Origin of the sequence: Novilysobacter selenitireducens, from assembly GCF_020026895.1 — a bacterium.
Classification (GTDB): domain Bacteria; phylum Pseudomonadota; class Gammaproteobacteria; order Xanthomonadales; family Xanthomonadaceae; genus Lysobacter_C; species Lysobacter_C selenitireducens.
In genome coordinates this window covers 630,724-653,865 of the sequence record NZ_JAINZW010000001.1, presented here as the reverse complement: position 1 = coordinate 653,865, position 23,142 = coordinate 630,724, and the positions used below count along the sequence as shown (strand labels likewise).

At 66.2% G+C, this 23,142-nt stretch carries 18 protein-coding genes; 10 read left to right on the top strand and 8 right to left on the bottom strand.

Annotation, left to right across the window (positions count from 1 at the left end):
• Positions 1-151 precede the first annotated feature (151 nt).
• The 5 genes from K6753_RS02925 (at position 152) to K6753_RS02900 (ending at position 6,998) form a co-directional block, all read left to right on the top strand.
• Positions 152-1,810 (top strand): sensor histidine kinase, encoded by a 1,659-nt coding sequence (locus tag K6753_RS02925; protein WP_223674672.1) that lies wholly within the window; start codon positions 152-154, stop codon positions 1,808-1,810.
• Between the two features lie 80 nt (positions 1,811-1,890).
• Positions 1,891-3,276 (top strand): sigma-54-dependent transcriptional regulator, encoded by a 1,386-nt coding sequence (locus K6753_RS02920; RefSeq protein WP_223674671.1) that lies wholly within the window; start codon positions 1,891-1,893, stop codon positions 3,274-3,276.
• A gap of 758 nt (positions 3,277-4,034) precedes the next feature.
• The gene (locus K6753_RS02915; protein WP_223674670.1) at positions 4,035-4,454 is read left to right on the top strand and encodes a pilin; all 420 of its coding nucleotides are present in this window, start codon (positions 4,035-4,037) and stop codon (positions 4,452-4,454) included.
• Positions 4,455-4,583: 129 nt separating this feature from the next.
• On the top strand, positions 4,584-5,039 hold the full coding sequence (locus K6753_RS02905; RefSeq protein WP_319936641.1) for a pilin: 456 nt from the start codon (positions 4,584-4,586) through the stop codon (positions 5,037-5,039).
• A gap of 45 nt (positions 5,040-5,084) precedes the next feature.
• Positions 5,085-6,998: a hypothetical protein gene (locus tag K6753_RS02900; RefSeq protein WP_223674669.1), complete on the top strand. Its 1,914-nt coding sequence runs from the start codon at positions 5,085-5,087 to the stop codon at positions 6,996-6,998.
• Between the two features lie 128 nt (positions 6,999-7,126).
• On the opposite strand, the gene K6753_RS02895 is transcribed toward K6753_RS02900, so the two are convergent.
• Genes K6753_RS02895 through K6753_RS02885 form a run of 3 tightly spaced genes read right to left on the bottom strand, consistent with a single transcriptional unit; the run spans position 7,127 to position 9,574 of the window.
• A complete protein-coding gene (locus tag K6753_RS02895) occupies positions 7,127-8,122 on the bottom strand; it encodes a hypothetical protein (RefSeq protein WP_223674668.1) in 996 nt (331 codons plus the stop codon).
• Positions 8,089-8,724: a class I SAM-dependent methyltransferase gene (locus tag K6753_RS02890; RefSeq protein WP_223674667.1), complete on the bottom strand. Its 636-nt coding sequence runs from the start codon at positions 8,722-8,724 to the stop codon at positions 8,089-8,091. The genes K6753_RS02895 and K6753_RS02890 overlap by 34 nt, the downstream gene beginning before the upstream one ends.
• Positions 8,717-9,574 carry a glycosyltransferase family 2 protein gene (locus K6753_RS02885; protein WP_223674666.1) on the bottom strand — a complete coding sequence of 286 codons (858 nt, stop codon included), beginning with the start codon at positions 9,572-9,574 and terminating at the stop codon, positions 8,717-8,719. The genes K6753_RS02890 and K6753_RS02885 overlap by 8 nt, the downstream gene beginning before the upstream one ends.
• A 161-nt stretch (positions 9,575-9,735) precedes the next feature.
• On the opposite strand from K6753_RS02885, the gene pilB reads away from it, so the two are divergent.
• The 4 genes from pilB to coaE all read left to right on the top strand — a co-directional run bounded on the left by pilB (position 9,736) and on the right by coaE (position 14,448).
• On the top strand, positions 9,736-11,457 hold the full coding sequence (gene pilB / locus K6753_RS02880) for a type IV-A pilus assembly ATPase PilB (RefSeq protein ID WP_223674665.1): 1,722 nt from the start codon (positions 9,736-9,738) through the stop codon (positions 11,455-11,457).
• 3 nt (positions 11,458-11,460) lie between these two features.
• Positions 11,461-12,717: a type II secretion system F family protein gene (locus tag K6753_RS02875; protein WP_223674664.1), complete on the top strand. Its 1,257-nt coding sequence runs from the start codon at positions 11,461-11,463 to the stop codon at positions 12,715-12,717.
• An 18-nt stretch (positions 12,718-12,735) separates the two neighbouring features.
• Positions 12,736-13,599, top strand: a complete 864-nt coding sequence (locus tag K6753_RS02870) for a prepilin peptidase (RefSeq protein ID WP_223674663.1) — start codon at positions 12,736-12,738, stop codon at positions 13,597-13,599.
• Positions 13,600-13,833: 234 nt separating this feature from the next.
• A complete protein-coding gene (coaE, locus tag K6753_RS02865) occupies positions 13,834-14,448 on the top strand; it encodes a dephospho-CoA kinase (RefSeq protein WP_223674662.1) in 615 nt (204 codons plus the stop codon).
• A gap of 174 nt (positions 14,449-14,622) precedes the next feature.
• On the opposite strand, the gene K6753_RS02860 is transcribed toward coaE, so the two are convergent.
• The 3 genes from K6753_RS02860 to K6753_RS02850 form a co-directional block, all read right to left on the bottom strand.
• Positions 14,623-15,576, bottom strand: a complete 954-nt coding sequence (locus K6753_RS02860) for a Nudix family hydrolase (RefSeq protein WP_223674661.1) — start codon at positions 15,574-15,576, stop codon at positions 14,623-14,625.
• A gap of 176 nt (positions 15,577-15,752) precedes the next feature.
• Positions 15,753-18,485 carry a preprotein translocase subunit SecA gene (secA, locus tag K6753_RS02855; protein ID WP_223674660.1) on the bottom strand — a complete coding sequence of 911 codons (2,733 nt, stop codon included), beginning with the start codon at positions 18,483-18,485 and terminating at the stop codon, positions 15,753-15,755.
• A 542-nt stretch (positions 18,486-19,027) separates the two neighbouring features.
• Positions 19,028-19,939 (bottom strand): M23 family metallopeptidase, encoded by a 912-nt coding sequence (locus tag K6753_RS02850; RefSeq protein ID WP_223674659.1) that lies wholly within the window; start codon positions 19,937-19,939, stop codon positions 19,028-19,030.
• Positions 19,940-19,946: 7 nt separating this feature from the next.
• On the opposite strand from K6753_RS02850, the gene K6753_RS02845 reads away from it, so the two are divergent.
• Positions 19,947-20,393: a DciA family protein gene (locus K6753_RS02845; protein ID WP_425492044.1), complete on the top strand. Its 447-nt coding sequence runs from the start codon at positions 19,947-19,949 to the stop codon at positions 20,391-20,393.
• Between the two features lie 260 nt (positions 20,394-20,653).
• Here the strand turns inward: K6753_RS02845 and lpxC are convergent, their stop codons facing one another.
• Together lpxC and ftsZ are read right to left on the bottom strand one after the other, a co-directional pair.
• Positions 20,654-21,562, bottom strand: coding sequence for a UDP-3-O-acyl-N-acetylglucosamine deacetylase (gene lpxC, locus K6753_RS02840; protein WP_223674658.1), 909 nt, complete (start codon positions 21,560-21,562; stop codon positions 20,654-20,656).
• 251 nt (positions 21,563-21,813) lie between these two features.
• Entirely contained in the window at positions 21,814-23,055 is a 1,242-nt protein-coding gene (gene ftsZ, locus K6753_RS02835) for a cell division protein FtsZ (RefSeq protein ID WP_223674657.1), read from the bottom strand.
• Positions 23,056-23,142: the final 87 nt, after the last annotated feature.

Here is a 23,142-nt window from a genome sequence, read left to right as displayed (position 1 = left end):
ACTGCGCACCCGCGGCTGCCCACGCAGGTCGCGACTTAAGTCGCTCCTACAACGCAACTCCATGGTTCGGCATCGCGGCTGAAGCCGCTCCTACAGGTACGGACGGGTCCATGCCTATACTCCGGGCACCGAGCCGGGAAGGGGACACCGCTTGCTGCCACGCCTGCCTGCCGTCGACGTTGCCAATGCCGACAGCGCCCTGCGCCGCGAGCTCTACTTCTTCACCCTGTACCGCCTGCTGGAAGCGGCGCTGCTGGTGTTCGTGCTGTTCGGGCCGATCGACGGGCTGGTGGGCGAGCCGCGCCACGACATCTTCGCCCGCTCCCTGTCGCTGGCCTACCTCGCGCTGGCTGCACTGCTGTTCGCCTTCGGCCGTCGCGGCGACCTCCAAGGGCAGGCGCTGGCGGGCATCGCCACCGACCTCGCCTTCGGCATCCTCGCCATCCATGCGGTCCCCGGCGCTGGCACCGGTATCGCGCTGATGCTGATGTTCAACGTCGGCGCGGCCGCCCTTCTGCTCCGCACGCGCTACGGCCTCGGCATGGCGCTGGTCGCGGTGCTCGGCATCATCGGCGAGTTCGCTTGGACGTCGCTGGTCGAGGAAAGCGAAGGCCGGCGGCTGGCCGAGCCGATCATGTTCTCGATCGGCTATCTGGCCATCGCCACCCTGACCAGCGTGCTGGGCCGGCAGATGCGCGCCGCGCACGCGCTGGCCGAACACCGCGGCCACGAAACCGCGCACCTGGTCGAGGTCAACGAACTGATCATCCGCCGCCTGCGTACCGGCGTGCTGCTGGTGGACGGCCACAACCGGGTGCGGCTGGCCAACGAGGCCGCCACCCTGCTGCTGGGCGAGGCCGGCGACGGCCAGCGCACGCTCGACGTCGCCCTGCCCGAACTGGCCGAACGGCTGGCGGCCTGGCGTGAGGGCGCAATCGCCAGCGACGCCCCACTGCAGGTCTCGCCCGACCAGCCCGAGGTCGTGCCGCGCTTTACCCGGCTGCTGGCCGGCAGCGACCAGACCCTGGTGTTCCTCGACGACACCTCGTTGGCCGCGCGCCGCGCCGAGTCGCTCACCCTTGCGACGCTCGGCCGCTTCTCCGCCAGCCTCGCCCACGAGATCCGCAACCCGCTGGCGGCCATCAACTACGCCGTGCAGCTGCTTGAGGAGTCCGACGACATCCGTCCGGCCGACCGCCGGCTGCTGGAAATCGTTCGCCAGCAGGGCTCACGCATGAACGGCATCATCGAGAACGTGCTGGGCCTGGCCCGCCGCGAGCCGGCCAAGCCCGAGCACGTCGAGCTGGTTGCGCTGGCGCGCCACTTCATCGACGAATACGCCGCCAGCCATCCGCTGGAGGACGACAGCCTGCGCGCGACGGGCAGCGAGGCGCGCATCACCGCGATGTTCGACCCGCGCCAGCTGCACCAGGTGCTGACCGTGCTGGTGCACAACGCGCTGCTGTACGGCCGCCTGCCCGGGGAGCCGGCACGGATCCAGCTCAACGTCCACCGCGACGCCAACGGCACGCCGCTGGTGGACGTGCTCGACCGGGGCCCGGGTATCCCCGAGCAGGTCGCCCAGCAGCTGTTCCGGCCTTTCTTCACCACCTCCGGCCATGGCACGGGCCTGGGCCTGTACATCGCCCGGGAGCTGTGCCGCGGCAACCAGGCCTCGCTCGACCACGTGCCGATGCCCGGTGGCGGCAGTTGTTTCCGCATCCGCATGGCCGCCGGGGAAGCCAGCCGCAACCACCCGGGCGCCCGCCCGGGCACCGCCCCGACGGCACGCACGCCAGGCCAGCGGTAACGCAGGGGCGGGTCAATCCCCTACCATCGCGCCTTGGCCCGGGGATGGCGCTTCCGCTATCGTGTCGGCCGGAGGAACGGATGGCCGAAACCCGCAGTGCATTGGTGGTCGACGACGAGCGCGATATCCGCGAACTGCTCGTCATGACGTTGGGCCGCATGGGCCTGCGCTGCGACACCGCTTCCAGCGTCGGCGACGCGCGGGCGCAATTGGCGCGCAACAGCTACGACCTGTGCCTGACCGACATGCGCCTGCCCGACGGCTCCGGCATGGAGATCGTCGCCGAGATCAGCCAGAAGCACCCCAATACCCCGGTCGCGATGATCACCGCCTTCGGCAACGTCGAGGCCGCGGTGGAAGCGCTGAAGGCCGGCGCCTTCGACTTCGTCGCCAAGCCCGTCGACCTCACCGTGCTGCGCGACCTGGTCCGCCACGCGCTCGACCTGGGCGAAACCCAGCGCAACGACACCAGCGCCGTGGCCGCGCGCCTGTACGGCGAATCCCCGGCCATGGCCGAGCTGCGCGGCACCATCGCCAAGGTCTCGCGCAGCCAGGCGCCGGTCTACATCGCCGGCGAGTCCGGCGTGGGCAAGGAGCTGGTCGCCCGCACCATCCATGCCGAGGGCGGCCGCGCCAACGGACCGTTCGTGCCGGTCAACTGTGGCGCGATCCCCGCCGAGCTGATGGAAAGCGAGTTCTTCGGCCACAAGAAGGGCAGCTTCACCGGCGCCCATGTCGACAAGCCAGGCCTCTTCCAGGCCGCCGACGGCGGCACCCTGTTCTTGGACGAGGTGGCCGAGCTGCCGCTGCCGATGCAGGTCAAGCTGCTGCGCGCGATCCAGGAAAAGTCCATCCGCGCGGTCGGCGCCAACACCGAGGTCAACGTCGACGTCCGCATCCTGTCGGCCACCCACAAGGACCTGTCGCAACTGGTCGCCGACGGCCGGTTCCGCCAGGACCTCTACTACCGCATCAATGTCATCGAGCTGCGCGTGCCCCCGCTGCGCGAGCGACTGGACGACCTGCCGGGGCTCTCGGCCCGCATCCTCGAGCGCCTGGCCACCCACCAGGGCCGTGCCATCCCGACCCTGTGCGACGACGCACTCGAAGCCCTGCGCGCCTACCCGTTCCCCGGCAATGTGCGCGAGCTGGAGAACATCCTCGAACGCGCCTTGGCGCTGGCCGAGGGCGAGTGCCTGAACGCCCAGGACCTGCGCTTGCCGCAACCCACACCTGCGACCGGTTCGGGCACCGCGGGCGCTGGCCCGGCGGGGGTCGACCCCCGCACCCTCGACCCGCGCGACACCGCCACCAGCGGCCTGCCCTCCTACATCGAGGAGATCGAGCGCGCCGCCATCCAGCACGCGCTGCAGGAAAACCGCTACAACAAGACCCGCACCGCCGCCGCCCTGGGCATCACCTTCCGGGCGCTGCGCTACAAGCTGAAGAAGCTGGGCATCGACTGAGGGCTGCCCCTCCCCTGCCTGCAGGGGGTGAGGAGAGCCGCTTGCGAGCCACTGGCTCGCGGCTTGACGAACGACCGTCGGCTGCGCCGACGGGCCGGACGGGTTGGGGAGGGGTGCTTTTCGGCCCGCGGAGACCAATGAGCCACCGGCTCGCGGCTCGACGATTGCCCGCCGGCTTGCGCCGACGGGCCGGACGGACTGACACCGTAGCCCGGGTAAGCAAAGCGCACCCGGGACCCGCCGCCACCTTCGATAGCACCCGGGTGCGCGGCGCTTACCCGGGCTACGGGTTACAGGCGCGCCAGCCAACAATCCACGCCCGCCCCCGGACACCGTCATTCCCGCGAACGCGGGAACCCAGCGGCTTTCCCTGTCTCCCGGCATCCGTCGTACCCCCCACCACCGCAACCGGCATCGACTTTGCGCCACTGCGATCGGACGAAACGCCACGTGCGTGCGCAGCACCCGAAATATGGCCACACACACGCATCCCGCACTGGCACGCAACCGGAAACCTGCCCCCCAACGTCACATCGCACCCCCGACCTGACCCGTCGCGTCAATCCACCGGCAGCCACCCGCGCCAAAACCGTGACACGCCTTTCAGTTCGCGACAGCGGCAACCGCCGCTGAACACTTGGCACGCCTTATGCGTATTCTTACTCGGCACGTGCAGCACGCACGGCAAGCCGAAGGACCGGAATCGCCGGCCCTGCAGGCACGTGAAGTTCCAAACCACTCCTAGGGGAAACACCATGATGAAGAACCAGAAAGGCTTCACCCTGATCGAGCTGATGATCGTGATCGCGATCCTCGGCATCCTGATCGCCATCGCGCTGCCGGCGTACCAGGACTACACCGTCCGCACCAAGAACGCCGAGTGCCTGAACATCGCCGCTGCCGCCAAGCTGTCGGTCTCCGAGACCGCGCAGGACCGCGGTGACCTCGATTCGGTGACGGCTTCGAACACCGGCTATACCTTCGGCGCCAGCGACTACTGTGCTGACGTGGCCGTGGCCGATGGCGGCATCATCAACACGGTCGCAACCGCCACCGGTGGCGAGGTGATGGCCGAGTTCGAGCTGACGCCCGACTTCACCGCCGGCCGCATCGACTGGACCTGTGCGGAGACTGCTGGTGCTAAGGCCTCGCAGATCCCGGCAGAGTGCCGTCCGTAATTAGTTCGAACGTTGTTAGTGCGTCATATCGAAACCCCGGCTTGCCGGGGTTTCGTTTTCTGATCGAGCGCGACAGACCGCTTCAAGCCGATCACACCATGAAGCACAAGCCAGGGGGAGAGCATGGCCATGCAGACTGTTGAACTGCCTCGTTCCAGGGGAAGAGCCGAAATGGCTGGCTTCACTTTGATCGAGCTGATGATCGTCATCGCGATCCTCGGCATCCTGATAGCGATCGCGTTGCCTGCCTACCAGGACTTCTCGGTCCGCACCAAGAACAGCGAGTGCCTGCATGTGGCGGCGGCCGCCAAGCTTTCGGTTGGCGAATCGGCGCAGGACTTGGGCGAGCTGGCGCGCATCACCCCTACCAGCACCGGCTACGTCTTCGGTTCGAGCACCTATTGCGACACCGTCACGATTGCCAATGAGGGGATTATCACGGCCGTGACACGTGACACCGGCGGACCCGTGGCGCAGTTCCGGCTGGAGCCGGGCGAAGGCAATGGGCGCGTGGAGTGGACGTGCACCGAGACCAACGGCGTACCCGCCAGCCAGATTCCTGCCGAGTGCCGACCGAATCCTTGACCAATGAATGTTCCTGGTGGGGCAGCGACACCCCTTGACCGACTGTTGAACGAAAGCACCCTCTGCCGGCTGATGTTCTATGCAGCGTGTGCGGCAGCGGTCGGCTTGTACTGGAGCGGGCTTGGCGGCCCCTTCGTACTGGACGATGCATATAACTTTGGGCCACTGGAGAAATGGCTCCAAGGCACGGCCAGCGCACGCGAGATCATCTGGGGCAATGCGTCGGGAGAACTCGGCCGACCGGTCTCAATGGCAAGTTTTCTGCTCACCGTGGCCACCGGGGGCATGCATCCATTCCCGTTCAAGTTCGGCAACTTGCTGATCCACCTCGCGTGTGCCACCGCTGTCTGGCAGCTCTTTCGCCGGTTGTTGGCACATGACGTCCGCTTGGCTGCATATGCGGAACGGATAGCGCTTGCAGTCGCCGTCATTTGGCTTCTGCACCCGATCAACGTCAGCACCGTGCTGTATGCAGTCCAGCGCATGGCGCAACTCAGCACCTTCTTCGTGCTCCTCGCCCTGCTGGCCTACGTGCAGGGCCGCCGGCTTCTTGCAATAGGCGACACGGCACGCGCCTCACGCTTTCTCTTTGTAGCCTTTCCCGCGGCATTCCTTATCGGGCTGCTCAGCAAGGAGAATGCGGCGGTCGCGCCTGCATTGTGCCTGCTGATCGAGATCGCCTACTTCCGGGGACTCTTCACCAGGGAGCGCCGCGTCCAGTGGTTCTTTGGCCTGTTTCTGCTGGCCCCCATGCTTCTTGCCACCGGTCTGTTGGTGGTAGCGCCGGAGAAGCTGCTGGGGCTGTATGACACCCGTGACTTCACGATGCTGGAACGCCTGCTGAGCCAGCCGCGGGCACTCATGACCTATATCGGTCTGTTGCTTTGGCCCCGGGGCGGGCTCATGGGGGTATTTGTCGACGATTTCGCCGTCTCGGAGGGGTTGCTGTCCCCACCGGAGACGTTGGCGAGCATCGTCGCATTACTCGCCATTACCGGAGTCGCTTACAGCTACCGTCGCAGAGCGCCCACTGTATTTCTGGGGTGGACATTCTTCCTGGTGGCGCACGGGGTCGAGTCGACGTTCCTGCCACTTGAGCTCTATTTCGAGCACAGAAACTACCTGCCCGCGACCGGCCTGCTACTCGCCTCGGCCTGTCTGCTTTTTCTGCTGGGACAGCGGGTTCGGCTTCACAGCCAAGCGCTGTTCGTGATTGGGCGAACGATACTCGTGCCGGGCATTCTCGCCGGACTGATGTGGGTCTCCTGGACCCAGGTCCAAACATGGCGATCGGAAGGGGCACTCGCGGAACAGGCCCTGAGGCACCGACCTGATTCCATGCGCGCCAAGATAGTAAAGGCGGGCGTCGCTTTGAAGGAGCGGCGGTTTGTTGACGCTCAAGAATTGGCCCAGAGCCTTGCTATGGGTCCTGATCAACGCAACCGCATGCAGGGGTTCGTGCACTCGATCACCATCGACTGTTTCGCGGGCGCAGCGCCGAACCTGGACAATCTGGATAGAGCAGTGGATTCGGCCATCGCCCCCATTCGACTCTCGGACGCGTCCTCATTCAGGCCATTGGCGCGAGCACTCGAAGAGGGGCGATGTGGGGGGGCACTCACACCCGGCCGGCTGGCCGATGCGATCGTCCGAATCATCGACGGGGCTGCAACCCAACCGAACACTTCCAGACCGAAATGGATGCTCAGAACGACAGCCGCGACCCTTTACGCTCGTGCCGGTGAATGGGACGCGGCGCGCTACCAGGCCGAGATGGCGTGGCAGCCAAACGCTGACCCGGCCGTAGGCGCACTTCTGGTGCGCATCTACGTCCACCTGGGGGACAGGGCCCGGGCAGAAGCAGTACTCGGGGAGGTCGCTTCGAGAGTAGAGACGTACGAAGTTGCGGGCAGCCTTGAGATTGCACGCCTCAGGCAGGCTGTAGGAGCAATGCTCTGAAGGAGGGCTCATGCGTGTGACTTTTCCGGTCACTCGACAACTGTGCATGCGCACGCGGTCTCAAGCGGTGCTTCTTACGTATCCCTCTGATGGCTGCGAATCGCCGGCGATGTACGGGTGGCGTTCGCTCAGGCGCTGTCTTTATTCGACGATCCATCACGCTTGGCGGCAGCCCACGTAATGGCGATCGAACCCGCGACAAAGCTGTCCGCCACCAAGGTGAGCATTCTCAGAGCTGCGGCGATCAGCAGTGATTCCTGAAACCCCATGAATGGGCTTAGCCCGGCGGCCAGGACCAGTTCGCGAACGCCAAGCCCCGCCGGCGCAAATATCGCCAGGATTCCGGCGACATGTGCCAGCGCCAGAATTGCGATGCAATGAGCGATCGACGGGGTCACTGTTCCCGAGCTGGTTGCCAGCACGAGCGCGTAAAAGGCGATGCCAACCAGCACATGCGGTGCTACATACAGGCCGAGAAGCACGACACGCCTGCCGAGCCCGGGATGAGCTCCTCCTTCATCCGTTTCTCCTGTGGTGATCCCATCCAGCACACGCAGACCCAGGATGAATGCGCAGACTGTTCCTGCAGCGATCAGCGGACGGAAGATCGGCCAACCTGAAACCACCCACCTCGGCAGCTCGTCGAAGCCTTCCACCAAGTAGGAAGGCATCAGCAACACCGCAGTGAAAATCCCCGCTGCGACGAACGCCATCTGCTCGACCAGTACTGACCTCCCCACCTTGCGCCATCCGAGTCGGTCGCGCGCGACAGCAAGTTTGCCCAGCATCAGACCCAGCTTTCCCGGCAGGTAACGACCCGACCACGCCATGGCCTGTGCATGCAACCATTCCGCGGCTCTAAGCGTCACGCCGTATCGCCATTCCACCCATAGGCGCCAGAGCCAACCGAGCATGACCACCATCACGCACCATGCGGCGATGAATGCCCAGCCGGCGGGTCGCATCAGGCTCGCAAGTACTTGCCCTTGGGCCAAAAAGTCAGTGCTGATGATCGCCCACGCAACTGCAACCACAACAGCGATGACGTAACCCGCTCGGATTGCGCGGGCAAGGACGGCCCAGCGCCTTTTCAAGGCCGTGGCTTCAGTGAAAGGATCGTCCATGGGACCGGTTGCGCGGTTGCACGAATCTCGAAATATGGCGCAACCTGCCTCCGCAGGCCGCCACTCGACCAGTGCTGTATGTGGCCCGGCGTATTGCCGAGCTCACGGACATATTTGCCGCGACAGAGGTTGAGAAAGCGCCAGAGGGGCTCTCGTGGAGTCGAGAGAATGACGGCCTCCTTGGCCACCCGCCGCAGCTCCAACAGCGCACGGCAGGGATCGTCCAGATGCTCCAGCACTTCCAGCATCACGATGATGTCGACGCTTTTATCGGCAAGGGCGAGGTCGTAGACCGACTGGCGCGCGAAACACGCCCCTGGATTGCGCTGCGCCGCCTTATGCAGAAGGCTTTCCCCCACATCGGATCCGACGAACGTCGACGACTTTGGCAACCACGGCAGCACTCGCTGCGTTGAAAAGCCGGCTCCGCAGCCCACCTCCAGCAGGGAACACCCTTCCCTCAGGTGTGGCAGAAGCAAGCGATGTACTTCGCAGTAAAAGCGATCGACGAGCCAGGCTCCTGCCCAACCGGCCTCTTCGTACTTGCCGGTAAACTCCCGGTCCGGGTCATCCGGCCGAGCAGGGCCGGAGGGATCAATCACGGTCGCGCACGTATGTCAGCGAGGTGATCTGTTCGGATATCAGCCCGATGAGGAACACAATCACCGATGCGCTCAGCAACAGCGCACTCATGTTGGTGAAACGCGCCTCGGTTACCAGTGTCCATGCGTACCATCCCAAACCCATGAGCATGAACACCCCGGCAGTGGGCAGAAACAGCTTGAGGGGTGAATAGAGCGTGGCAATCTTGAAGATGATCAACAAGAAGCGGATGCCATCCCGGAGCGGACGAATATGGCTGTTTGTTCCCACCCGACGCGCCACACTGACGGGTACATAGGCCACTGGATACGCGCTACGGAAGAAAGCCATGGTGCTCGTGGTCGGGTAACTGAAGCCATTAGGCAGCAGATGGAGGAACTCTCGGAACCGGTCGGCCCGGACCGCCCTGAAGCCGGAGGTCAGGTCTAGGATCCGGTGCCCGGTCATCCAGCTCGCCAGGGTGTTGTAGAACCGATTGGCGAGCCCCCGATGCACGTTGGCCTGCCCGCTGCCGTCGCGAGCACCAACCACCATGTCATAGCCGGCTTCGATCCGCTCCAGCAGGATTGGGATATCGGCCGGGTTGTGCTGGCCGTCCGCATCCATGAATACGATGACATCTCCGCTGGCCAGGCGTGCGCCGCGCTTGATGGCCGCGCCGTTTCCCATCGAATAGGGCGAAGCAGCAACACGCGCGCCATGGTGGCGCGCCACGTCGGCCGTTGTGTCGTTGGAGCCGTCGTCCACGACAATGATTTCGGCAGATGGCAGCACTTCTCTCAGGCCCGGCAAGGTCCGAGCCAACCCTTCGGCTTCGTTCTTGGCCGGCAACACCACTGAAATTCGCATGGTCCCCTCCCAGCGGGGGAAGATACCTTGAACCCGGACAATTCTGGCCGCCCGTCGCCAAGCCGAGCGGTCCGTCACACTCGGCGGGCATGGCCCTGCCCGGGACCTCGCGCGGGCGCGGGTTTGCGGTAAAGTCGGCCCGGGGAAATACTGGGGGCAGCATGAACACCGTCGCGACCGCCAACCTGGTGGGGATCACCGGCATTGCCCGGCGCCTGGTCATGGACGGGGCACTGGAGGAAAGCGCTGCGCGCGAGGCCATGGCCGCGGCCAGCGCCGAGCGCAAGCCGATTGCGACCTACCTGATCGAAAAGAAGCTGGTGGCGCCGCCGGCAATGGCCGCCGCCAACTCCCTCGAGTTCGGCGTGCCGATCTTCGATGCTGTTGCACTGGACCCCAGCCAAGCGGCCGTCAAGCTGGTCAACGAGGAGCTGCTGCGCAAGCATTGCGCGCTGCCCTTGTTCAAGCGCGGCAACCGCTTGTTCGTGGGCGTGGCCGACCCGACCAACAGCCGGGCGCTGGACGAGATCAAGTTCCAGACCAACCTGGTGGTGGAGGCGATCCTCGTAGACGAGGACTCCATCCGTCGCGGCATCGACAAGATGCTGGAAACCAGCGACGCACTGGCCGATGGCGACGACGACGAGGGTATGGAAAACCTCGAAGTCGGCGGCGGCGATGAGGAGCTGGCCGGCGACACCGGCGTGGACGCCAAGGGCGACGACACGCCGGTCGTCAAGTTCGTCAACAAGGTGCTGGTGGATGCGATCCGCCGCGGCGCCTCCGACATCCACTTCGAGCCGTACGAGACCGAGTACCGCGTGCGCCTGCGCATCGACGGCCTGCTCAAGCAGGTCGCCAAGGTCCCGGTGAAGCTGCAGGCGCGTATCGCCGCGCGCCTGAAGGTGATGGCGCAGCTGGACATCGCCGAAAAGCGCGTGCCGCAGGACGGCCGCATCAAGCTCAACCTGTCCAAGACCAAGCAGATCGACTTCCGCGTCAGCACCCTGCCGACGCTTTTCGGCGAGAAAGTGGTGCTGCGTATCCTGGACGGCAGCGCGGCCAAGCTGGGCATCGAGAAGCTCGGCTACGAAGCCGACCAGCAGGAAATCTTCGTCAGCTCGGTCAAGAAGCCCTACGGCATGGTGCTGGTCACCGGTCCCACCGGCTCGGGCAAGACGGTGTCGCTGTACACCGCGCTGAATATCCTCAACGACGACAGCCGCAACATCTCCACGGTCGAGGACCCGGTCGAGATCCGTGTGCCAGGCATCAACCAGGTGCAGATGAACGTCAAGCGCGGCATGACCTTCGCCGCCGCGCTGCGCAGTTTCCTGCGACAGGACCCGGACGTGATCATGGTCGGCGAGATCCGCGACCTGGAGACGGCCGAGATCGGCATCAAGGCCGCGCAGACCGGTCACATGGTGCTGTCCACGCTGCACACCAACGACGCGCCGCAGACCATTGCGCGTCTGATGAACATGGGCGTGGCGCCGTTCAACATCACCTCGTCGGTGACGGTAGTGATCGCCCAGCGCCTGGCGCGCCGCCTGCACGACTGCAAGCGCGAAGTGCACCTGCCCGCCAACGCTCTGCTGGCCGAGGGGTTCACCCAGGACGAGATCGACGCCGGCCTTACCATCTATGAAGCGGTCGGCTGCCCGGACTGCACCGAAGGTTACAAGGGCCGTACCGGCATCTACCAGGTCATGCCGATGACCGACGACATCCAGGCCATCGTGCTGGCCGGCGGCAACGCCATGCAGATTGCCGAAGCCGCACAGAAATCCGGTGTCCGTGACCTGCGCCAGTCGGCGCTGCTGAAGGTCAAGAACGGCGTCACCAGCCTCGCTGAAATCAACCGCGTTACCAAGGACTAAGCCATGTCCGCGACCCGTACCGCTACCAAGCCCGCCGCCCCCGTGGTCCGCCGCCAGAACCCGCTCCAGGTGTTCGTCTGGGAGGGCGTGGACAAGCGCGGCACCACGATGAAGGGCGAGCAGCCTGCGAAGAACGCCAACATGCTTCGCGCGGAACTGCGCAAGCAGGGCATCAACCCGAAGGTGGTGAAGGTCAAGCCGAAGCCGCTCTTCACCAACGCCAAGCGCATCACCCCGCTCGACATCGCCATCTTCAGCCGCCAGATCGCGACGATGATGAAGTCGGGCGTGCCCATCGTCACCGCGTTGGAAATCATCTCCGGGGGCCAGAAGAACCCCAAAATGAAGGAGCTGGTCAACACGATCCGCGCCGACCTCGAAGGCGGCTCCTCGATGTACGAGGCGCTGAGCAAGCACCCGGTGCAGTTCGACGAGTTGTTCCGCAACCTGGTACGGGCAGGCGAATCGGCGGGTGTGCTGGAGACGGTGCTCGACACCATCGCCAGCTACAAAGAGAACATCGAAAACCTGAAGGGCAAGATCAAGAAGGCCCTGTACTACCCGGCCACGGTCGTCGCGGTGGCCATTCTGGTCAGCGCCATCCTGCTGGTGTTCGTGGTGCCGCAATTCGAGAAGACCTTCGCCAGCTTCGGCGCGGAGCTGCCGGCCTTCACCCTGATGATCCTGGCCGCCAGCGATTTCATGATCGCGTACTGGTGGCTCGTGCTGTTCATCGTCATCGGCGCGGGCGTGGCATTCGTGATGGCGAAGAACCGCTCGGTGAAGTTCGCCCACTTCATCGATCGGATGATGCTCAAGCTCCCGGTGGTCGGTCAGATCCTGCACAACTCGGCCATCGCCCGCTTTGCACGGACATTGGCCGTGACCTTCCAGGCCGGTGTACCGCTGGTGGAGGCGCTGGATACTGTTGCGGGCGCTACCGGCAACGTCGTGTACGAGACTGCCGTGCGCCGCATCCGCGATGACGTGTCGGTCGGTTACCAGGTCAACCTGGCGATGAAGCAGGTCAACCTGTTCCCGCACATGGTGGTGCAGATGGTGGCCATCGGCGAAGAGGCCGGCGCGCTGGACACGATGCTGTACAAGGTCGCCGAGTTCTATGAGCAGGAGGTCAACAACGCGGTGGACGCGCTGTCGAGCCTGCTGGAGCCGCTGATCATGATCATCCTGGGCGTGATCGTCGGCAGCATGGTGGTCGGCATGTACCTACCGATCTTCAAGCTGGCGGCCACCATCTAAGGACGGCACGACCGACACATGGCATTCCTCGACGAAAACCCGGCCATCGGCTTTCCGCTGGTGGCCGGCCTCGGCCTGCTGGTGGGCAGCTTCCTCAACGTGGTGATCCTGCGCCTGCCGCGCCGGCTGGAGTGGCAATGGCAACGCGACAGCCGGGAGATGCTGGGCGAGCCCGACGCTTACGACCCGCCGCCGCCGGGCATCGTGGTCGAGCGATCGCACTGCCCCGCCTGCAAGCGCCAGCTCAGCTGGTACGAAAACATCCCGCTCTTCAGCTGGCTGGCGCTGCGCGGCAAGTGCCGCACCTGCAAGACGCCCATATCCATCCAGTACCCGTTGGTCGAACTGCTGACCGCGGTGCTTCTGGTTGCCTGCGTGTGGCGGTTCGGATTCGGCTGGCAGGGGTTCGGCGCCTGTCTGTTCACGTGCTTCCTGATCACCCTGTCGGGCATCGACCTCCGCACCCAGCTGTTACCCGACCAACTGACGTTGCCATTGATGTGGCTGGGCCTGATTGCGGCGGCCGACAACCTCTACATGGAGCCCAAGGCCGCCCTGCTGGGCGCGATAGCGGGCTACCTGAGCCTTTGGACCGTGTGGTGGCTGTTCAAGCAACTCACCGGCAAGGAAGGCATGGGCTTCGGCGACTTCAAGTTGCTGGCCGCAATCGGTGCATGGGTAGGCCTCAACGGCATCCTGCCGACCATCCTGCTGTCGTCGCTGGTCGGCGCCGTCGTCGGGTCGATCTGGCTGGCGGCGAAGGGCCGCGACAAGGCGACGCCTATCCCGTTCGGTCCGTACCTCGCGGTGGCCGGCTGGGTCGCGTTCTTCTGGGGTGAGCAGTTGGTGGATGGCTACATGCGGTACGCCGGGCTGGCGTAAGCGGTCCCCCGCGCTCCCGTAGGAGCGGCTTCAGCCGCGATGCGCTTGCCTTGATGTAGGAGCGACGTGAATCGCGCCAACGTAGGTGCCGCTGCGGCGCGGGTCGCGACCGACGTCGCTCCTATAGCACGCTGCGCTGGCACGAGCGGCGAGATGAACGACTGTCTCCGCGGCTGAAGCCGCTCCTACAGCCGAAGCTCCGATCGCCGGCTGGCTGCATGGCATCCTTGCGGGATGAGAGAATACATCATCGGCGTGACCGGCGGCGTGGCTTCAGGCAAATCCGAGGTAACGCGCCGGTTCGAAGCGTTGGGTGTCGCGGTGGCCGACGCCGATCTGGCTGCTCGCGAGGCCGTGGCGGCGGGGTCGCCCGGGTTGGCCGAGGTGGTTTCGACCTTCGGACCGGGTGTCCTCACAACAGCCGGCGAGCTTGACCGCACCGCCATGCGGCAACGCGTGTTCGAAGACCCTGCAGCGCGCCAACGCCTGGAGGCGATCATCCACCCGCGCGTGCGTGCGTGGCTGCGCCAGGAATGCGAAGCCGCACTGGGACCGTACGCCATCGCTGCCATTCCGTTGTTGACCGAGGGCGGCGGGCGGGATGCGTACCCGTGGATCGACCGCATCCTCGTGGTCGACGTGCCCGTCGAGGTGCAGATCAAGCGCCTGATGCGACGCGACGAGGTCGACTTGGCGTTGGCCGGCGCGATGCTGGCGGCACAGGCTTCGCGGGAAGCACGCTTGGCCATCGCGGACGATGTGATCGTCAATGACGGCGCGTTGGAGGCGCTGGATGGCGAGGTGGCTCGGCTGGACCAGCTGTACAGAGGACTCGCAGAGGCGAAGTAGCCGTCTGTAGGAGCGGCTTCAGCCGCGAAGCCCTTTTGCGTAGGCACTCTTCGCTGCCACACCGGGGCCGCGCGGGGGTGTGGGTTTCGGTCGCGACTTACGTCGCTCCTACAAGAGGAAGGCCGGGTGCTGAACCGGCAACGCCGCGTTCGCGGCTGAAGCGGCTCCTGCAGGTCAGGCGGGCCAGAGCGCGCGGATCGCCGCGATACCTTGCGCGCCGTGGCGACGGGCCCGTTCCAGATCTTCCGCGCCTAGGCCGCCGATCGCGTACAGCGGCATCGACACGTGTTCCCGCAACTGCGCGAACCCCTCCCAGCCGAGCACCTCGGCCTGTGGATGGCTGGGCGTGGAGGCCAAGGTCCCGACGACCGCAAAGTCGCACCCCAGTGCCTGGGCGGCCTGCAGCTCGTCCAACGTATGGCATGAGGCGGCCAGGGAAACGCCTTCGGGCACGGGTCGGCGCACATGCGTGGCCAGCTGGGCCGCCGGCAAGTGCAGGCCGGCCTTGTTCGCGGCCGCCAACGCCATATCGCCATTGACGAGCACGTCCGCGCCCGCCTTGCGGCAGCGGCGCACGGCGCGGGCGACGAGGGCCGACCAACGCGCCAGATCGATGCCGGGCGCGCGCAGCTGCACCCTCGATACGCCGCCGTCGAGCGCCACCTGCAACGAAGCCAGCCACGCATCGTCGTCATCGCCGGGGGCGGGCGTCACCAGGTACAGCGGCGCCTGCTCCAGCGCCGCGACAACAGGGCGATCGGCCGGCGGCATCGGGTACTGCACGAGCTTGTGCTGTGGCACCCAGGCCAGCGCCTGCCCTTCCAATCCGCGCATCGTGCCCTTCCACCGGTCGACCGCGTACACGTCCAGGCACAGCCGCTTGTGCGGATAGGCCTGCGGCACGCGGATCAACGGCGCGCCGATCTCGGCCTCGATGCCCAGTTCCTCGCGGAGCTCGCGGGCCAGCGCGGCCTGGGCGCTCTCGCCGGGTTCGCGCTTGCCGCCGGGGAATTCCCAGAGCCCCGCGAGATCGCGGCCCTCCGTACGGCGGGCCAGCAACACCCGGCCGCGCGCGTCGCGGATGACACCGGCGACGACTTCAACGGCTGGGGTGGATATCTCGGTCATCAAGAAGCGCAGGGCCAGGAAACGGGTTGTCGCATACCCGATACGGCAGGTTTTCGAGCCCCTCCCCTGCTTGCAGGGGAGGGTTGGGGAGGGGTGCCTTTGGAGCGGCGCAGGTCAAAGCACCCCCTCCCAACCTCTCCCTGCGTTGCAGGGGGAGGCGCTGACAGCCGTCGGCCTCAGGCCAGCTGTCCGTGGCAATGCTTGTACTTCTTGCCGCTGCCGCAGGGGCACGGATCGTTACGACCCACGCCGGCGAAGGCATCGCGGTCGCCGTGCTGGTAGTCGGGGGTCGCCGCTTCCTCGTCGGCGCTGTAGCCGCCGGCGTCGGCGTGCTGGAACTGCATCTGCTGCGCCTGGGCCTGGGCCTGCGCGCGCTCGGCGGCCTCCAGCGCGGCGACTTCCTCTTCGGTGCGGATGCGCACGCGGGCCAGCAGCGTGACCACTTCGCGCTTGACCTTGTCCAGCATCTCCGAGAACAGCGCGAACGCTTCTTTCTTGTATTCCTGCTTGGGCTGCTTCTGGGCATAGCCGCGCAGGTGGATGCCCTGGCGCAGGTAGTCCATGCGGGCCAAGTGCTCCTTCCAGTTCTGGTCCACCACGTTGAGCATGATGTGCTTCTCGAGCATGCGCATCGTCTCGGTGCCCAGCTGCGATTCGCGCTCGGCGAAGTGCGCGTTGACGCGATCGACGACGTGCTCGGCGATGCCCTCGGCGTCCAGTTCCTGGCGCTCGCGCAGCAGGCCGGTCAGGTCCACGCGCAGGCCCAGTTCCTCGGCGAGCGTCGCCTCCAGACCCGGCAGGTCCCACTGCTCGTCGACGGAGTTCATCGGCACGTAGCGGTAGACGATGTCGTAGACCACGTCCTCGCGGATGCCGTCTATGTTCTCCTGCACCGACTCGGCTTCCAGCAGCTCGTCGCGCTGGCCGTAGATCACCTTGCGCTGGTCGTTGTTGACGTCGTCGAAGTCCAGCAGGTTCTTGCGGATGTCGAAGTTGTGGGCTTCCACCTTGCGCTGCGCGTTGGCGATCTGCTTGGTCACCAGCGGGCTTTCGATGATGTCGTCTTCCTTCAGGCCCATGCGCGCCATGACCTTCTGCACCCAGTCGGCGGCGAAGATGCGCATCAGGTTGTCTTCCAGCGACAGGTAGAACCGGCTGGAACCCGGGTCGCCCTGGCGGCCCGAACGACCGCGCAGCTGGTTGTCGATGCGGCGCGACTCGTGGCGCTCGGTGCCGATGATGTGCAGGCCGCCGGCGGCCTTGACCGCATCGTGGCGCTCCTGCCATGCCGCCTTGAGCTTGGCGCGGGTCGCCTCGTCGACCGGCGCGCCGGTCTCCTTCTCGAGGTCGGCCAACTCGGCTTCGAGCGAGCCGCCCAGCACGATGTCGGTACCACGGCCGGCCATGTTGGTGGCGATGGTGATGGCACCCGGACGGCCGGCCTGAGCGACGATGGTCGCCTCGCGCTCGTGCTGCTTGGCGTTGAGCACCTCGTGGTGGATGCCGGCTTCGCGCAACTGGTTGCCCAGCAGCTCGGACACCTCGATCGACGTGGTGCCGACCAGCACCGGCTGGCCCTTGGCGTGGCATTCCTTGATCTCGTTGACCACCGCGCGGTACTTGCCCGGGCGGTTGAGGAACACCAGGTCCGGGTGGTCCTTGCGCACCATCGGTCGATGGGTCGGGATGACCACCACTTCCAGCCCGTAGATGCTCTGGAACTCGAACGCCTCGGTATCGGCGGTACCGGTCATGCCGGCGAGCTTGCCGTACATGCGGAACAGGTTCTGGAAGGTGATCGACGCCAGCGTCTGGTTCTCGCGCTGGACCGGCACGCCTTCCTTGGCCTCGACCGCCTGGTGCAGGCCATCGGACCAGCGGCGCCCGGCCAGGGTGCGGCCGGTGAACTCGTCGACGATCACAACCTCGCCGTCGCGCACGATGTAATCGACGTCGCGCTGGTAGATCGCATGCGCGCGCATGGCGGCGTTGAGGTGGTGGACGACGCTGAGGTTCTGGCCGCCGTACAGCGAGTCGTCCTCGCCGTGCAGGATGCCGGCCTGGCGCAACAGCGCCTCGGCGTGCTCCTGGCCGGCTTCCGACAGATGCACCTGCTTCTGCTTCTCGTCGACCCAGTAGTCACCCTCGCCGTCCTCGGACGCCTGGCGGATCAGCGACGGGACGATCCGGTTGACCTTGATGTAGAGGTCCGGCGACTCGTCGGCCGGGCCGGAGATGATCAGCGGGGTGCGGGCCTCGTCGATCAGGATCGAGTCGACCTCGTCGATGATCGCGTAGTTCAGGCCGCGCTGGTGGCGGTCGTCCTTCGACAGCGCCATGTTGTCGCGCAGGTAGTCGAAGCCGAACTCGTTGTTGGTGCCGTAGGTAATGTCCGACCCGTACGCGCCCTTCTTGTCGCCATGCGGCATGCCCGGGTACACCACGCCGACGCTCAGGCCCAGCCAGCTGTAGAGCTTGCCCATCCATGCCGAGTCGCGACGCGCCAGGTAGTCGTTGACCGTAATTACGTGGACGCCCTTGCCTTCCAGCGCGTTCAGGTACACCGGCAGCGTGCCGACCAGGGTCTTGCCCTCGCCCGTGCGCATCTCGGCGATCTTGCCCAGGTGCAGCACCATGCCGCCGATCAGCTGGACGTCGTAGTGGCGCATGCCCAGCACGCGCCTGGACGCCTCGCGGCAGACGGCGAACGCTTCCGGCAGGATCTTGTCGAGCGACTCGCCACCGGCGATGCGCTGCTGGAACTCGGGGGTCTTGGCCTGCAGTTCCGCGTCGGAGAGCTTCTCCATCTCCGGCTCGAGGGCGTTGATCCGGACGACGGTGCGCTGCAACTGTCGCAGCAGGCGGTCATTGCGGCTGCCGAAGACGCGGGTAAGCAGGTTGTTGAGCATTTCAGTACCGGAATCGGAAAGCGGAAGGGGAGTCGCCGACACACGGGCACGCCGTCATGCCGAACCCATGGCCATCAAATGCATGGCAATAAAAAGGGGCGCCGAGCGCCCCATGGCATCGCGCATTGTAGCTGGGGGCGAAGTGGGGCGCTTGCAAGCCGCAGGCTTGCGCCCCACTAAGCGCCCGTAGGGGCTGCGCCCCGGAGGGCCGGAACGAGTGGCGGCGCTTACAAGCCAAAGGCTTGTGCCGCCACGAGCGCCCGAAGCAGGTGTGCTGCGAAGGGCCGGAACGAAGTGGGGCGCTTGCAAGCCGCAGGTCTTGTACAGACATGTGGCGGGACTGGCCCCTCCCCCTGCGGAGCAGGGGGAGGTTGGGAGGGGGTGCTTTGGAGATGCGCTGCTTTAAGAGCACCCCTCCCAGCCCTCCCCTGCAGGCAGGGGAGGGGGTCAAAGAGTCGCGGTCGAGACACCAAACGAAAACGCCCCGGCCGGAGCCGGGGCGTTCTGATATCCAATGTCCCGCGTCGCGAGGCCCGCGGCACTCAGCCCTGCAGCGGCGAGGCCTGGTTGAGGAACTTGCGCGGGTTGACCACGCGGCCGTTCTCCCAGACTTCGAAGTGCACGTGCGGGCCGGTCGAGCGGCCGGTGGAGCCGGCCTTGGCGATCTCGCCGCCGGCACGGATCAGCTCGCCGACGCGACGGGTCAGGCGCGAGTTGTGTGCGTAGCGGGTGACGTAGCCGTTGCCGTGGTCGACCTCGACCACCTTGCCGTAGCCCGAGCGCACGCCCGCGAAGCTGACCACGCCGTCGGCCACCGACAGCACCGGGTCGCCCGTGCGGGCGTGGAAGTCGATGCCCTTGTGCGAGGCGCGACCGCCGCCGAACGGGTCGGAGCGGTAGCCGAAGCCCGAGGTGATGTAGCTGCCGGCGATCGGCGCGCGCGAGGGCACGGCGTTCATGTCCAGCTGGCGGTTGAACAGCAGCGCCTCAAGCACGGTCAACTGCTCGCCCGAGGCCTGGAACTGCATCTGCAGCGACGCCATGTCCTGGCCGATCTCGGTCTTGCTGATGTCGCGGGTCGGGCCGCTACCACCCACGCCCAGCGGCTTGTCGAAGTCGAACTCGCCGTCCTGCAGCTGGCCGATGCGGGTCAGGCGCTCGCCGAGGGCGTTGAGGCGGTTGGCCTCGGCCTGCAGCTCGCCCAGCCGCGCGGCCAAGGCATTGATCTCGCGCTGCGCGTCGCGGCGGGTGCTTTCGATCTGCGCCTGCTGGTCGCGTACTTCGGCGCGCAGCGACGCGGTGTAGCCGATGCCTGCACCCGTGCCGGCGGTGAAGCCGACACCCAGCAGCAGCGCCAGGGCCACGCCGGGACGGCGCTGGCCATGCTGGCCGGCGATGTGCAGGGCGTTCTCAAGCACTGCACGCGATTTGTTTACGATGGTCTGATAGGTCATAAGTCCGATGTCTGATTTCAAGCCCAAGCCCCCGCGTCCACCTTCATCCCCGCTGCCGGCGCTCGATGCGCTGTTGGCGGAGCCTGCTGGCGACCCGATCCGTCGAGCCATGTGGCTCGATGGGTTGGACCGTCGGTTACGCCCCCTCCTGCCGGATCCGCTGGCCGCGCATGCGCGACTGGCTAACTTCGAAAACGGCAGGCTCGTGTTTTTGGTCGATGCACCGGTGTGGCGGGCCAAGCTGAGGCTCGCGACGCCGGAACTGCTCGGTGCGGCCCGATCCCTCGGTCTCGCCGCGACTGAAGTGGTCATCAAGACCGCCCCTCCGATGCCCCGCCCCATGCAGGCCACCGCTCCAGCCATCCCCCTGTCCGCGGCCGCCCAATTGGCGTTCAAGACCGCGTTGGCACCATCGGAGAGCTCCGATCCTTCGGATTCCGGCGATACCGCTTGAGCGCGGAACCGTTGGCATGGTTCATGCCGGTGACGGCTGCGTGATCAAGTGACGGGGCATGCTAACGGCGCCTGCCGGCCTGTTTGTTAAGGCTTCGGAAGCGTTTTGGAAGGATGTGGTTAAAAAATCGTTAAGCCGTCACGAGGTGTTCACCTCTGTGACATGGCACCCGATTTGGATTGCCCGGCATCACACGAGCAGCGGGATGGACGCGTCGGTCCCTATGAGAGCCGTGCCCCGCTGGCGCAGCAGGCCCCGGCTCAGGCCGTCTGCGGCGCTCCGAACACCATCGGCGCCGGCTCATCCCCGCGGAAGGAGACCTCCTCCCAGGCCGAACGCTCGGCCATCAGTGCCCGCACCAGCGTGTTGTTGAGGGCGTGGCCGGACTTGAAGCCCTCGTAGGCGCCGATGATCGGATGCCCGGCCAGGTACAGGTCGCCCACGGCATCGAGGATCTTGTGGCGCACGAACTCGTCGGCATAACGCAGCCCGTCATCGTTGAGGACGCGGAACTCGTCGAGCACGATCGCGTTGTCCATCGAGCCGCCCAGGCCGAGGTTGCGCTCGCGCATGTACTCCAGGTCGCGCATGAACCCGAAGGTACGGGCGCGGCTGACTTCCTTGACGTAGGAGGCGGTGGAGAACTCGACCTCCGCCCGCGATTGCGACGCGGGGATGGCCGGGTGGTCGAACTCGACCGTGAAGCCGATCCGGAACCCGTCGTGCGGCTCGAACCGGGCGAACTTGTCGCCGTCACGTACTTCGACCGGCTTGACGATGCGGATGAATCGCTTGGGCGCGTCCTGCTCCTCGATCCCCGCCGACTGCAGCAGGAACACGAACGGACCGGCCGAGCCGTCCATGATCGGCACTTCCGGTGCCGACAGTTCTATATAAGCGTTGTCGATGCCCAGCCCGGCCAGGGCCGACAGCAGGTGCTCGACGGTCTGCACCTTTGCCGGACCACAGCTCAGGCCGGTGCACAGCACCGTTTCGCTGACTAGGTCAGCGCGCGCAGGTACTTCCACAACCGGGTCGAGATCGACGCGGCGGAACACGATGCCCGTCTCCACCGGGGCCGGGCGCAGGGTGAGGAAGACTTTCTCGCCGCTGTGCAGGCCCACGCCGGTGGCGCGGATCACGTTCTTGAGGGTTCGCTGGCGCAGCATGGGTCGGGAACAGGCCTTTCGATGCGTGGACGCTTGTTGGTAACGGCCTTGGTGCGACGCGGGTCCCGTGGCGGGACGGGCGCTTCAAAACGGCGGAAGAGTACCACGCAGGTGCCTGAACCTGAACGGAAAGGACGCACCGTCCCACCCGTGTCACCCGCGCTGCTGAAACTGACCGGCCGACCGTGATCGGCCGGTCAAAACGCCCCCGGGTTGTCCCGGGGGCCAAGACTACGGACTCGGACGGACGCTCAGTCGGCCTGGCGGCGCAGGAACGCCGGGATATCCAGGTAGCTGTCGCTACCGCCGAAATCCGCCGCCGCCGGAGCGGACGACGGGGCCGGGGCTTCAGACGCGCCTGCCGAGCGGCTGCGCAGCTGGCCGAAGCCTGCCGGCGGCGCGTTGTGGCTGGGTGCGTAGCCGTCGGACACCGCGTCGATCGGCAGGCCGGTGGTGCCGTCGCGCACCAGCTGCACGTGGCTGACCGCACGGCCGGACTCGCGCTCGTTCGGGCGGCCCTGGCGGGCAACCGCGCGGTTCAGGCCGGTGGCGACCACGGTGACCTTGACCTCGTCCTGCATGTCCGGGTCCAGCACGGTGCCGATGACGACGGTCGCGTCCTCCGAGGCGAACGCCTCGATGGTGCGGCCGACCTCGTCGAACTCGGCCATGGTGAAGTCCGGGCCGGCGGTGATGTTGACCAGGATGCCGTTGGCGCCCGACAGGTTGATGTCGTCCAGCAGCGGGTTCTGCACGGCGGCTTCGGCGGCGGCCTGCGCGCGGTCGTCGCCGCGGGCCGAGCCGGTGCCCATCATCGCCAGGCCCATCTCGGACATGACGGTGCGCACGTCGGCGAAGTCGACGTTTATCAGGCCCGGGCGGACGATCAGGTCGGCGATGCCCTGCACGGCGCCGAGCAGCACGTCGTTGGCGGCACGGAAGGCCTGGATCATCGTGGCGTTGCGGCCCAGCACGGTGATCAGCTTCTCGTTGGGGATGGTGATCAGGGAGTCGCAGTGGTGGCTCAGCTCCTCGATGCCCTTGAGCGCCACCTGCATGCGGCGGCGGCCCTCGAACGGGAACGGCTTGGTCACCACGGCCACGGTCAGGATGCCCATCTCCTTGGCCAGCTGCGCGACGACGGGCGCCGCGCCGGTGCCGGTGCCACCGCCCATGCCGGCGGTGATGAACACCATGTCTGCACCCTGCATCGCGTCCATCAGGCGCTCGCGGTCTTCCAGCGCGGCCTGGCGGCCGACTTCCGGGTTGGCGCCGGCGCCCAGGCCCTTGGTGACATTGCTGCCCAATTGCAGCTGCAGCTTGGCGCCGCAGTTCTTGATGGCCTGCGAGTCGGTGTTGGCGGTGATGAACTCCACGCCGTCGACGTTGCCGCTGACCATGTGCGCGACCGCGTTGCCGCCGCCGCCGCCCACGCCGATCACCTTGATGATCGCGTTCGGGGCCATGCTCTCTACCAGTTCGAAATGTGCCATGTCCGAGTCCTCTTATATGGTGCTAGTTATGTGCGTGGGGGTTGCTGCCGGGGTACCGCGTCTTCGTCGTCGCCTGCCTGCCTGCCG